The sequence below is a fragment of the Vibrio sp. vnigr-6D03 genome (assembly GCF_002835515.1).
GTDB classification, from domain to species: Bacteria; Pseudomonadota; Gammaproteobacteria; order Enterobacterales; family Vibrionaceae; genus Vibrio; species Vibrio penaeicida.
In genome coordinates this window covers 1-12902 of sequence record NZ_PIZL01000061.1, presented here as the reverse complement: position 1 = coordinate 12902, position 12902 = coordinate 1, and the positions used below count along the sequence as shown (strand labels likewise).

Genomic DNA, 12902 nt, shown 5'->3' with positions numbered 1-12902 from the left:
TATGCAAGTAATACCACTATATGTTGAGTAAGTAGCTCAATTGGGTCACTTCAATATCGGGGAGAACTCGCATTTTCTTTGAGGTGATGGTGTTACACGCCTGATCATTGAACCAACATGCGACAAATCCATTTTCTTTTGCACCCAAAACATCACTCACGGGATGATCACCTACATGCAATATTTCACTGGGCTTCAAACCTAAAAACGATACCGCTTTATCGAACATCTCACGATGCGGTTTTGCTTCGCCGTCGGGTCCCGCTTTCAGTACCTGTGAAAAATACTGATCTAACCCAATTCTTTCAGGGTAAACGTTGCCATTGGTAATCGCGACCAAAGGCATACGTTTGGATAGCTGACTTAGGACTTGGTGTGTTTCGTCTGGAATGTCTATCTGATGCCGCCAATAAAGCACCTGTTCCATGATTTGATCGATGATGTCGGGGATATCCGCTTCGTCATATCCAACATGTGCCAAACCCAACGCTAACTGCGCTCGGCGAAGCAACGTCACATCACTAGCCAAATTTGGATTGTTGACTCTGGCAAGATACTTAAACGTCAGCCAGTCGTCTTTGGTTATCAATTGACATTTAGGGTAATGGTGTGCAATCCATTGATAGACTTCTGATTCCAACCTCAGTATGACTGGTCTGTTGTCGTAGAGCGTATCGTCCAAATCAAATGTCATGGCTTTAATAGTGGGAATACTACGGTAAACACGCATCAGTCGTCCTTATTGCTCGAGTCTTTCTTACGTGCCCTTGGGTGTGCCTTATCATAAGCCGTTGCCAAGTGCTGAAAATCAAGGTGAGTATATATTTGAGTGGTAGAGATGTTCTCGTGCCCAAGCAGCTCTTGCACCGCACGTAAATTACCACTGGATTCCAGCATATGAGTGGCAAAAGAGTGTCTGAGTTTGTGTGGGCTGATATGACTCGCAACAGATTGCTTTTGTCCCCACTCCGCCATCCGCTTTTGCACGTTTCGATGAGAAATCCGCACGCCCAGTTTCGATACAAAGAGCGCGGGTTCATCGGAGGATGCCAGTTCTCCTCGCATTTTGAGCCAGTTTTTTACCCACTCTTTCGCCATACCAGAAAAAGGCACTTTTCGTTCTTTGTCACCTTTACCGACAACGCGTAGCTCCCCTTTGGACATCGATATATGTTTAACATCGATACTCACCAATTCGGCTAAACGCAAACCGGCACCATACATCAGCTCCATCATAGCGCGGTCACGCACCGACAGTGGATCGTTCTCATCCACTTCGAGTAGCTGGCCAACTTCATCCACATCTAAGTTCTTCGGCAATGGGCGCTGTTTACGTGGAGCGGACACTCCCTTGGCAGGGTTTGCTTGCATCTCACCCCGTAGTATCAAGAAATCAAAGAACGAACGGAGTGAGGATAATCGAGTTGCGATACTGCTGGCTTTCATGCCATCTCGCATGCCTTTGCTGGCTAGCTGGCGAACCCAGGCGGCATCAACTTGAGACCAATTATTTAGCCCCAAAGAAACAAGATGTTCAGCCATGCTATGAAGTTGAAGTTTGTAATTACGCTGAGTGTGGAGGCTAAGCCCTCGTTCGCTTCTTAAAAATTCAAAGAAACGATCGAGAGGCTTTTGAATATCACTTGGAAGAGGTGCGTTGGACATGGGTTTTCTCATCAGACTGCCATGAAAGGTTTTCTACCAAATGGCTGACCACCAGCGTCAAATGACGTAAAAATAAGGTGTCCATGTTCGGTTGAAAATGACCGCCGTCGTCACTGGAAAAGGCAATGATTCCCAACGGCTTCTTTCTGATTATAGGCAAGACTGCAAATGAACCGAGCTCTGGGACAGAATCATCGGAAAACAGCAATGCACGATCCGTCTGCTTCATGCGCCCCAAAAAGGCGTCTTTCCCATTAAAGTGATTCGTAGCAAAACGCTGGTATTGCTCTTGTTCCAAATGATGATTCTTGTCTGGGCATTCAAAGATTTTCATCCAGCCCTTCAAGCCTAGCTCTTTGGATTTTTGCTCAATGCAATGCGCAACTTGAGTCAAGTTGTCGCAATTAAGCACCTGTTGCTGCAAATCCATAAACTCATGAAACGTGCGATCATTGTTTGCCGCAAGTGACATAAGCTGAGTGATTTCTTCTTCCAATTCTTCAATGCGTTGACGATGGCGATTCAACTGAACTTCGACCAATGAAACCGCACCTTGTTGTTGGTGTGGAATCGATAAGCGACCAACCAGCTCAGAACGGTGCTGGAAAAAATCAGGGGTATCTTGCAGATATTCGGCAACAATTTCAGCCGTGAGTGCATCCGCTTCTGGATAAGACAAAACGTTTCCTTTTTAGAACATTGGGCTCTGTAGACCCTAACAGCTTAATTGACCGTCAAACACGTGGGTTGCAGGTCCGGTCATATACAGTGGCTTGCCAGGTCCCTGCCAGCGAATTTTTAAATCGCCTCCAGGTAAATGTACGGTGACTTCTTCGTCAAGTAAGCCCTGCACAATACCAACGGCAACAGCCCCACAAGCACCACTTCCGCAAGCCTGAGTTTCCCCTGCTCCGCGTTCGTACACTCGCAAATTGACTTCATTGCGGGATACAACCTGCATAAATCCAGCATTTACACGCTCAGGGAAGCGTTCATGTGATTCCAGAAGAGGCCCTAAATTATCGACATCTGCCGTGGATATATCATCAACGACTGTAACCACATGGGGATTACCCATACTTACGGCACCACAAAATAGGGTTTGGTCATCAGCACGCAGAATGTAGGTTTTCTCTTTTTGCTTGGCTTTAAATGGAATTTTAGAAGGTTCAAAAACAGGTTCGCCCATATTGACTGTAACCTGATCGCCATCTTCAATATTGAGCACCATTTTGCCTTTCTTGGTGCTGACGCATATCGCGTGTTTATTGGTTAAGCCTTTCATTCTGACAAAACGAGCAAAACAACGCGCGCCATTACCACATTGCTCCACTTCGCTACCATCCGCATTGAAAATACGGTAATGGAAGTCGGTTTCTGGATCGTAAGGCGCTTCAACCACCAGCAGCTGATCGAACCCAATTCCGGTATAACGATCCGCCAATCGGCGGATCAAATCCGGAGAGAAAAACACATTTTGGGTAATGCAATCCACAACCATGAAGTCGTTACCCAATCCGTGCATTTTAGAAAAATGAAAGTGCATGTGTTTTACATTACTCCGGTAACACTTGTTCCAGTTCCCACAAGCTGCTCAACTCTTCACGTTGACGAACTAAGTGGCTTTGTTTGCCATCAACCATAACTTCCGCTGCTCGTGCACGTGTGTTGTAGTTAGAAGACATCACGAATGCGTAAGCGCCTGCACTGCGAACTGCAAGCAAGTCACCTTGCTCCAGAACCAAAGCTCGGTCTTTACCTAAGAAGTCACCAGTCTCACATATCGGGCCTACCAAATCGTAGTTGGTTGCCTCACCTTCACGCGGTACAACTGGCACAATGTCTTGCCATGCTTGATACAGCGCAGGGCGGATCAAGTCGTTCATTGCAGCATCAATAATCGCAAAGTTTTTGTGTTCGGTATGTTTTAGGAATTCAACCTGCGTCAGCAATACACCAGTATTTGCTGCAATCGCACGACCCGGCTCGAAAATCAGCTCCAAGTCAGAGTGGTTCGTTAGCCTGCCTAACAATGCTTTGGCGTAATCAGAAGGCTCTGGTGGTAATTCATCTTTGTATACCACGCCTAAGCCACCACCTACATCAAGGTGCTTAACTTCTATTCCTTCTGCTTTTAGCTGATCAATCAAGCCAAGCAAACGATCGACTGCGTCGATAAAAGGTTCGATATCCGTTAGCTGGGAACCGATATGACAATCAATACCTTGGATATCTAGGCTATCTAGCGTTTGAGCAAACTTGTAAACGCGCAACGCTTGATCGAAGGCGATACCAAATTTGTTTTCTAGCAAACCTGTAGAAATGTATGGGTGAGTATTAGCGTCTACATCGGGATTAATTCGCAATGAGATTGGTGCCACAACACCCAGCTCTTTCGCTACCTTATTGAGTAGCTCTAGCTCTGGTTCTGACTCGACATTGAAACATTTGATATTCAGTTGCAGCGCACGTCGCATTTCGTCCGCGGTTTTACCCACACCAGAAAAAACAATTTTGGCAGGATCACCACCAGCTGCGATAACACGCTCTAGTTCGCCACGAGATACAATATCAAAACCAGAACCCAGTCTGGCCAATACGTTCAGCACACCTAAGTTGGAGTTTGCTTTCACGGCATAACACACTAGGTGGGGATGATCGCCCACTGATTTATCAAACGCGTTCCAATGGCGTTCCAACGTTGCACGTGAGTATACGTATAATGGCGTTCCATATTGATTCGCCAGTTCAGTTAATGAGACGTCCTCAGCCCAAAGCTGACCATCATCCTGATAATTAAAGTAATCCAATGTTGTATCCCTGTATTCTTTTATTGCTATTGCGTTTGTTCGTTTTGCTCGGAGTCACTTGGTAAGTAAAGCGCTCCAGTCTGTCCACACCCGGCGATACCGAGTACCACAAACATTAAAAGTGCCGTGATTGACTTTTTCATGCTGCAATTCGTGATAAATAATTCAATGCCCCCTATAATCGCACCACACTCAGGAAAAGCAATAGGATATAAGAGATGAACGATACTGAATTTCATCAATTAGTGGATGAGCAGCTGCAAACTATCGAAGAAGCCATAGATGATTCAGGCGCGGACATCGATTATGAAACGTCGGGTAACGTCATGACCCTAGAATTTGAAAACCGCTCTCAGATAATCATTAACCGACAAGAGCCTATGCACGAGATTTGGCTTGCTTCAAAATCGGGTGGTTTCCACTTCAAATTACAAGGTAGTGAATGGATTTGCTCGAAGACAGGTATTGAGCTGATCGCCATGGTAAAAGAAGAGTGTGAAAAGCACGCACAAGAATCGATAGATTGGGTATAAACCCAAATACGAGCAATGCAAAAAAGGAGCGCTAAGCGCTCCTTTTTAAGATCTGGGGAAACTCATTCTTTCATGCATTCACTGCATTATTCGAACGATTCTGTGGTGAAGAGTCGCTGCGATAAGGCACAACGTAAGGGTCACCATCTTCAGGATTGATGATTTGATAATACTGAGGCAAGTTAAAGTTGATAAACTTGGCGCTAATTTCGAGTTCATCCTGATTTGACGTATAGAAGCGGTTAACGTTACTGATCATCTCGTCTTTGTCACCGCTAAACTGGTGATAAACTTCCACTCGGTTCGCTTCATCCAACACATAGATATTAAAACCTTTAACAGTGTCTTCGAAGAAAAACTGAATCAAGCCCTCGCTGGCAAAACTATCGACGACATCTGGCATCTGATAATCCTGCTCTTTGTCGAGCATCATCAACGGCGAACCTTTCAGTTTATTGGTCGAAATACTGCTGTAAAAATCAACAGAATTTTCAAGCTTCTGAACTGAAACACCACGGCGCTCAAAAAACAACCCATACATTTGTTCGCCAATTCGAATAGCTTTAAAGCGACGACGTTTCTCTTGCTCTACAGGCTTCAAACGTAATTCAATGCACTCAGCCAAAAGCTGGTACACCATGTTACGCATAACACCCCGCAAATTTTTGCTATAACAAAATACGTCGACCGATTCTGGAGGCAACGCATCTTGGTGCATTTTGCCTAGGACGGTTTTTAAAGCATCCAATATCGCCGTTTCACCCGTGAAATGTAATGTTCGAACTTCATGCCATGAGTTGCGATACACCAAGTCTACACTGCCGACTAAGCTTCGGTGCTCTTCTCCAAAACTAAAGATATCAATATCTTTCAAGTCAACTTTGAGCGATTTACCCTTCAATTCAACAGTAGGGTCGTTTTCAAAATTGATGAACATGGCGAGCTGACTAATTTCACAGGGGCTACCTAGCGCTTCCATTGTAGGACGACGTTTGTGCAGCGAGAACGTGTTACGCAAGTCACTCACCATTTGGTAAAACTTGTCGATATCCAATTCCGCTTCTCGCACTACGGAGTGCAAACGTGTCGACTCGGTAATCAAGCCATTAAAGAAAGACCACGCGACCAACTTACTCAGGTATTCATTATGTTCTAGGTATTTTTGACCAATGATGGCGCTTGGATCTAAAGGCTGTTTATAAAGATACCAACCCTGTTTATTTGTTCGACCCGGTGATACTTGAATAAAACTCAAATCAGATTCGTGCAAATCAGGAGAAATCTGAGGATTGAGTAAGGTAACCTTGCCAGGTAACACCTCAAAAGCAGCGTAAAGCTTACGCGCAAGTATGCTGATGTCTTGCGGACTGATGGCTGAAGTAATGTCATTTCGACGCGCAAACTGAATTAAGTTGCGATAGCTCAGCATCAGCGCATCCAGCAATTCGTGGTGAACCACTTTCACTTGCTCGACTTTCCAATTGCGGCGATCATCCAGCTCTTCAACCACACTGTCTGACCACTGCCAACGCTTCACCATGTCGCCTAGAGCTTCTCGTCGCCATGCGACCGATCCTACTCCGGGTTCACGTGATAGCTTTTCGTGAGTTTTTAAATAAAAACAGCGACGAACCAAATCTAAACGACGTTGATCATTCACTCGCTCTAAATAGCGCGTGACTTTCTCAAGCATCAGATAATACGCGTCCATTCCGTAGAGATCGGGCTCATGAGAAAAGAATCGCCGCTTAGAATCAATACAAAGGAGGCGAGTTGCTGGGTATTCCCAAGAATAGGCTTCCAGAAGAATCGCTTTTAAAACCGATTTATACGGCGAATCGATACTTTTGTATAACTGCCACAAATTGGAGCCAAAATATTCTTCAGCAGGAATGCGATCGAGCTGACCAAAATCAATCCACTCATTACGATCTATCTCACCATTTTTGACGAGCTTCTCAACGTAATCATCATACGCTTCCTCCATTTCTGGAGGCACAACTTGCCAAAGTAATCTTTGTCCAGCCAGCCTTACGGCAGAACGGTAAAACTCATCAAGCAACAACAAGTGTTGCGAGGAACCACAGTTGTCCCCTGTCATCTCTTCCGAGCGATTGCTTCGAAAACGCTCTTCATCCATCAGAAAAAAGTTGGCTTCTACGCCTAAGTTTTTTGCCCAATCAGTGATCAATAAACACTTATTGGTCAAATTATCTCTGTCGTGTTTGGGCATCGATGGCGATACACACACCCAGACATCCAAATCACTGGATGTACTCTGTCCGATAGAGGAGGTACTGCCCATGGTATAGAGCGCTAGAATTCCAGGATCGTTTGATGTTTTCAACGATTCGCCTAGCGTCAGCTCCGTATCATCAACAAACTGCTGCTGTGTTTGATTTAATGAGAAGCCCAAAATGCCATAGGGAACGTGACTTTCGAGATAACCAGGAATGGACGGATGATTGAAGTGAAGGAGAGCAGGCAGTAAATGGAATACGCGTTGACTTTGCGTATCCATCAGAGCCAATGCTCGATCAATACGCTGCTGATTCAACAAATCCAATCTGTGAACAAGAGTTTCGGTAAATGCCTGCAAGGGGGTGATTCCTTGATATGTAAGTTAAATTGATGTTTTTGTTCAAAGTGCATTCACAATCGCCACAAAAACGTGATCAATTTAACACTTTAATGTTCAAGGGTAAAGAATAAGCGTATATCCTGAACTCCTGCTTTCTTCCTTTTCCTACATATTGCCCTGCCGCATTAAGTGTCATCCCTTCTACCATATAGTAATAATAGACCTAAGAACATTTGAGATCCCGATCACATATATTTTTCTTAATATCGAGATCGATAGCCACACAGACTATAGGTGTGACGAAACAGTAATACTTTACTAAGCACAGTGGTAGGATTAGCGCATCCGATTGACCTATATGGAAACATTATGTCCGAAAGAGCTCCCATTCGCATTGCAACGAGAAAAAGTCCACTTGCCCTTTGGCAGGCACATTTCGTCAAAGATTCTTTGCAAGCGGCACACCCAGGTTTAGACGTTGAGTTGGTAACCATGGTTACCAAGGGAGACATTATCTTGGACACCCCTCTTGCAAAGGTGGGTGGTAAAGGGTTATTCGTCAAAGAGCTCGAAGTGGCGATGCTAGAAGGTCGTGCCGACCTCGCTGTTCACTCGATGAAAGACGTCCCAGTAGATTTTCCTGAAGGCTTGGGGCTGGTAACAATTTGCGAACGAGAAGATCCACGTGATGCTTTCGTATCCAACACATTCGCTTCCATTGACGACCTACCGCAAGGCGCTGTCGTTGGAACTTGCAGTTTGCGCCGTCAATGTCAGTTGAAAGAATACAGACCAGACCTCCATATCAAAGAGCTTCGCGGTAATGTCGGAACTCGATTAGGCAAGCTGGATGCGGGAGAATACGATGCAATCATTCTCGCAGCGGCGGGGTTAAAGCGTCTAAAATTGGAAGAGCGCATACGCAGTGTCATTGAACCAGAACAATCACTTCCGGCGGTTGGGCAGGGAGCTGTGGGTATCGAGTGCCGACTAGACGACGAACACCTCATTAAGTTATTGGAGCCTTTGAATCATCCGGAAACGGCGAATAGAGTTGCTGCAGAGCGTGCAATGAACTTGACTCTCGAAGGTGGGTGTCAGGTACCAATTGGTAGCTACTCTCTTATCAATGGTGATGAGATCTGGCTGAGAGCACTTGTTGGTGAACCCGATGGTTCCAAAGTCGTGCGCGGGGAGATTAAAGGTCCCGTCGTTAAAGCGCATGAGCTGGGTGTCACCCTAGCGAATCAACTTCTTGACCAAGGTGCAAAAGATATTCTGGAGCGCCTATATCAGGATCATGAATAAGTCGGCTTTATGGCGGTATTAGTCACCCGGCCGGGACAAGATGGCATCGAGTTGTGTGAAGCGATACAAGCGCAGCACACTGATGCCATACATCATCCACTCATTCAATTCCAATCTTCTGACGATATCCAATCACTACCTAGTAAGCTTCACAACGCCGATATTGTTATCGCCGTCAGCCAACACGCCGTTCATTACACTCAAAAAATACTCAAAGAACAGCAAGCCAAGTGGCCAGCGAGCGTGTCATACCTTGCCATTGGTCAAAAAACCGCATACAAATTAGGCAAAGTGACCCAACAAAAAGTACACTATCCGACAATCAGCGATAGTGAACACTTTCTGCAATTGCCTCAATTACAAAACGTTTCTCAGCTTTCTATAGTGATTTTGAGAGGGAACAGTGGCAGAGAGTTGATTTTTGAATCGCTGTCGAATAAGAATGCGAGTGTCGAATATGCAGAAGTTTATCAACGACACCCAATTCCTTTTAATTCGGAAGATTCTATTCAATATTGGCGTAGCCGCAATGTTGATACTTTGATTCTCACGAGTAGCGAACAACTCAGCTACCTAGAGCAATCAATGTCGAAAATTCAAAAAGATTGGCTACATACTTTAAGCCTTTTAGTGCCAAGCCAACGGATAGCTATTCTCGCCAGAGAGCTGGGATACCAAAATATCGTGAATACAGGCAGCGCAGCAAATTCGGACTTGCTGAATGCAGTTAGCAAGAAATAAAACAGGACAAGAGCATGGTAAGCAAAAAAAACAACAACGAGCACATTGAACCTGAAGAAACAAAAGAAGAGACAGCAGAACCGACGGAAACGGTAACTGAACCTTCACAAAACAAAGAAGCCGACAAACCTCAAGTCAAAGAACATGAGCCTGTTAAGTTTGAAGAAAAACAGGGTAAAAGAGGCGTCAAGCTTGGTACGATTGCGATCATTCTTTCGCTTATATTTGGAGGTGGTCTTACCTACCTTATTCAGCAAAAGACACAGCAACAAGAACAAGAAATAGCTAAGCTAAAAGCGCAATTTAAAGCAACCCAAACGAACCTAGCTCAAGAGTTAGATTCCGTTAAAGGCGAAACAGCCGCTCTCAACCGTGACACGGTTAACCGTACCAAAGTAGAGCTTGAGCAGCAGCAAAACAGCATCGAAAGCCTTCAACTCGCCTTAGCCGATGTAAAAGGACGTCGTCCAAATGATTGGCTGTTAGCCGAATCCGATTATTTGGTGAAACTGGCGGGTAGAAAATTGTTCTTAGAACACGATATTGTTAGCGCAACCAAACTGATGGAAAGTGCTGACCAGCGCATTGCGGCGCTTAATGACCCTAGCTTGGTTCCTTTAAGAAGAGCAATGGCAAATGACATCACCAATTTACGAGCACTGCCATTAATCGACCGAGACGGCTTGGTCATTGCATTAACTAGTTTGCAACTTCAAGTCGATGGTTTACCTCTCGCTAATGCCATTCTTCCTGAAGCGCCAGTAGTTGAGCAACACGAAGTTTCAACCGATATCAATGACTGGCAGCAAAACTTAAAGACATCCTTAGGCGAGTTTTCTGAGCAATTCATTACCTTCCGTACTCGAGATGGCAATGTTATCCCCCTTCTGTCACCTGAACAGCATTTCTACTTGCGTGAAAATATTAAGGCGAAGCTAGAAACGGCGATGAAAGGTGTATACACAGAACAAGGAGAAGTTTTCTCCACGGCACTTAAAGTCGCTCATGAATGGTCAACGCAATTCTTTAATTTGGATGATCCCGCTGTTCAGAAATTTAACCAACGTATAGCCGCTTTGGGCAAACAAAACATCCAAGTAAATTACCCAGTAAAATTGGAAACACAGGAACTCCTTTCTGACGTTATTTCAGAGCGCTTGCGCCGAGAGATGACCACCATTATTACGGAGGAGGCTAAATGATTCGTGCAATTTTTCTATTCGTAATTCTAGGGATAGGCCTCTACGCCGGTACTCAGTTTTCTGGACAGCAAGGGTATGTCTTAATTTCTATTGCCGACAAAACAATAGAAATGAGTGTGACTACCCTGGTGATTTTTATCATTGGCATTCTTGCTGCGCTATTTGGTTTGGAGTACCTCATTAAGAAACTCCTTTATACCAGCAGCGCAACTTGGAATTGGTTTAGCGTACGCAAGATGAAACGAGCTCGTCGCTATACAAATGAAGGCATCATTATGCTTTTAGAAGGTGATTGGAAAGGAGCCGAGAAAAAAGTCACCCGCTGGGCAAATCATCATGACATGCCAATGCTTTGTTATCTCGTTGCTTCAGAAGCCGCGCAAGGGCTTGGTGACAAGAGTAAACGCGACCACTACTTAGGCTTAGCTTCAAAACAAGAAAACTCAGATCTCGCTGTAGAGCTGACAAGAGCGAAGCAGTTGGTAAGAGACTCTCAGTATGAGTTGGCTTTAGATACCCTGCATTCACTGCGCGATCGCTACACTGGCAATCCCATTGTGGTAGAGCTTCTTAAAACCGTTTATGAAGAACTGGCACTGTGGCAGAACACCATTGATCTATTGCCACAACTAAAGAAAGCCAAGCTCATTGACCCAATAGAACACGACTCTTTGATGTTGAAAGCACAATGCGGGTTACTTGCCGACGTTGCCCAACAAAAAGGCAGCGAAGGCTTACTTGCTTATTGGAATGGGTTACCCAAAAAGGCTCGCCAAGACGAAACGCTTGTCCATTGCCTATTAGAGCAACTGATCGAACGTAAAGCCGATTCACAAGCCTATATCATCGTACGGGATAGATTGAAAAAGCAACCAGACGACAAACTCTATTCACTTATCTCTGAAATGAACTTACCAGACCTACACCCCGCAGTTGTTCTTCTTCAAGGAGCACTGCAAAAGGATGGTGAAAGCGCTATTGTCCACAGCACACTTGCTCAATTACTGATGCGTCAGGAAAACTGGTCTGAGGCACAGCATCACTTCGAGCAAGCACTGAAATTACGACAAGACATTTCAGATTACGCTTATCTGGCAGACGTCTTAGAGAAGCAGCAACTAACGCAAGCGGCTGGAGACGTCTCTCGTAAGGCACTTTCGTTGATAGACAATAAGTCTTAATCTACATATCTGATTCGTATCCTTAAAGCCAGCGATAAGTCGCTGGCTTTGTTTTTTCTAACTATCGTTCTATCCGCCCTCTCATTTTCGAGCCCAAACCCTACTCCTTCCACTATCAAATTCAGCTAATCCAACAACACGCTCTACGAACGCTCTTTATCATTAAGAGCCAGAGACAACCAGTAGTTACAATACATTCGTCCACAGGTCGAATAAACCCCTTCAAACGAAGAAAATCTTAATATTGCTCGTGAGTGCTTTTGAATAGAGGTGAATGGCAAGGTTCGCACACGACCGGGACTCGTTCGACCGTAGGTCGAATATATTTTCCTAAATACAAAAAACCTCAACATTTCTACTGAGGCTTCTTAAATAAATGGCGGAGTGGCTGGGGTCGCACACGAGCGGGGCTCGTTCGACTGTAGGTCGAATACACCTTCCTTAAACGCAAAAAACCTCAACATTTCTGCTGAGGTTTTTCAAATAAATGGCGGAGTGGACGGGACTCGAACCCGCGACCCCCGGCGTGACAGGCCGGTATTCTAACCAACTGAACTACCACTCCGCAGTGGAATACCCGCTTATCATAAGCAGATGTTCAAATTTAAAGCCTGGCGATGTCCTACTCTCACATGGGGAAACCCCACACTACCATCGGCGCTATTGCGTTTCACTTCTGAGTTCGGCATGGAGTCAGGTGGGTCCACAACGCTATGGTCGCCAAGCAAATTCTTTAATTCGGAAAGCTGTTTCTAGTTCTTACACATTCAATCTGTTCTTGCTTTGAGTCCACGACCTACATGGATGTAGGAAGTGCTGATGATTGTCTGGAACAATCTCAGTGCAAAACCCCTTGGGTGTTGTATGGTTAAGCCTCACGC

Annotated in this window: 12 protein-coding genes, 1 tRNA gene and 1 rRNA gene; 5 read left to right on the top strand and 9 right to left on the bottom strand. The window is 45.0% G+C overall.

Going from position 1 to position 12902, the window contains the following annotated elements:
• Nucleotides 1-16: 16 nt before the first annotated feature.
• Genes yigB through CW749_RS27345 form a run of 6 tightly spaced genes read right to left on the bottom strand, consistent with a single transcriptional unit; the run spans nt 17 to nt 4714 of the window.
• Nucleotides 17-730, bottom strand: coding sequence for a 5-amino-6-(5-phospho-D-ribitylamino)uracil phosphatase YigB (gene yigB / locus CW749_RS27370; protein WP_101115637.1), 714 nt, complete (start codon nt 728-730; stop codon nt 17-19).
• Nucleotides 730-1665 carry a tyrosine recombinase XerC gene (gene xerC, locus CW749_RS27365; RefSeq protein ID WP_101115636.1) on the bottom strand — a complete coding sequence of 312 codons (936 nt, stop codon included), beginning with the start codon at nt 1663-1665 and terminating at the stop codon, nt 730-732. The genes yigB and xerC overlap by 1 nt, the downstream gene beginning before the upstream one ends.
• On the bottom strand, nt 1640-2344 hold the full coding sequence (locus CW749_RS27360; RefSeq protein ID WP_101115635.1) for a DUF484 family protein: 705 nt from the start codon (nt 2342-2344) through the stop codon (nt 1640-1642). Before CW749_RS27360 ends, xerC begins: the two co-directional genes overlap by 26 nt.
• Before the next feature lie 36 nt (nt 2345-2380).
• Nucleotides 2381-3211, bottom strand: a complete 831-nt coding sequence (dapF, locus tag CW749_RS27355) for a diaminopimelate epimerase (protein WP_101115634.1) — start codon at nt 3209-3211, stop codon at nt 2381-2383.
• Between the two features lie 10 nt (nt 3212-3221).
• Nucleotides 3222-4475 (bottom strand): diaminopimelate decarboxylase, encoded by a 1254-nt coding sequence (gene lysA / locus CW749_RS27350; protein WP_101115633.1) that lies wholly within the window; start codon nt 4473-4475, stop codon nt 3222-3224.
• A 26-nt stretch (nt 4476-4501) separates the two neighbouring features.
• Nucleotides 4502-4714, bottom strand: coding sequence for a lipoprotein (locus CW749_RS27345; RefSeq protein ID WP_101115632.1), 213 nt, complete (start codon nt 4712-4714; stop codon nt 4502-4504).
• On the opposite strand from CW749_RS27345, the gene cyaY reads away from it, so the two are divergent.
• Nucleotides 4694-5008: an iron donor protein CyaY gene (gene cyaY, locus CW749_RS27340; RefSeq protein WP_101115631.1), complete on the top strand. Its 315-nt coding sequence runs from the start codon at nt 4694-4696 to the stop codon at nt 5006-5008. The genes CW749_RS27345 and cyaY overlap by 21 nt on opposite strands.
• 70 nt (nt 5009-5078) lie before the next feature.
• Here the strand turns inward: cyaY and CW749_RS27335 are convergent, their stop codons facing one another.
• The gene (locus CW749_RS27335) at nt 5079-7607 is read right to left on the bottom strand and encodes a class I adenylate cyclase (RefSeq protein ID WP_101115630.1); all 2529 of its coding nucleotides are present in this window, start codon (nt 7605-7607) and stop codon (nt 5079-5081) included.
• A gap of 351 nt (nt 7608-7958) precedes the next feature.
• Here CW749_RS27335 and hemC point away from each other — a divergent pair, with 351 nt between their 5' ends.
• Genes hemC through CW749_RS27315 form a run of 4 tightly spaced genes read left to right on the top strand, consistent with a single transcriptional unit; the run spans nt 7959 to nt 12021 of the window.
• Nucleotides 7959-8897 carry a hydroxymethylbilane synthase gene (gene hemC / locus CW749_RS27330; protein ID WP_101115629.1) on the top strand — a complete coding sequence of 313 codons (939 nt, stop codon included), beginning with the start codon at nt 7959-7961 and terminating at the stop codon, nt 8895-8897.
• 9 nt (nt 8898-8906) lie between these two features.
• Nucleotides 8907-9638 (top strand): uroporphyrinogen-III synthase, encoded by a 732-nt coding sequence (locus CW749_RS27325; RefSeq protein WP_101115628.1) that lies wholly within the window; start codon nt 8907-8909, stop codon nt 9636-9638.
• Between the two features lie 14 nt (nt 9639-9652).
• On the top strand, nt 9653-10840 hold the full coding sequence (locus CW749_RS27320) for a uroporphyrinogen-III C-methyltransferase (RefSeq protein ID WP_101115627.1): 1188 nt from the start codon (nt 9653-9655) through the stop codon (nt 10838-10840).
• Nucleotides 10837-12021, top strand: coding sequence for a heme biosynthesis HemY N-terminal domain-containing protein (locus CW749_RS27315; protein WP_101115626.1), 1185 nt, complete (start codon nt 10837-10839; stop codon nt 12019-12021). The genes CW749_RS27320 and CW749_RS27315 overlap by 4 nt, the downstream gene beginning before the upstream one ends.
• A 488-nt stretch (nt 12022-12509) precedes the next feature.
• Here CW749_RS27315 and CW749_RS27310 read toward each other — a convergent pair.
• Both CW749_RS27310 and rrf read right to left on the bottom strand, forming a co-directional pair.
• Nucleotides 12510-12586: transfer RNA gene (locus CW749_RS27310), tRNA-Asp, on the bottom strand.
• 44 nt (nt 12587-12630) lie between these two features.
• Nucleotides 12631-12746: ribosomal RNA gene (gene rrf, locus CW749_RS27305) — 5S ribosomal RNA — on the bottom strand.
• Nucleotides 12747-12902: the final 156 nt, after the last annotated feature.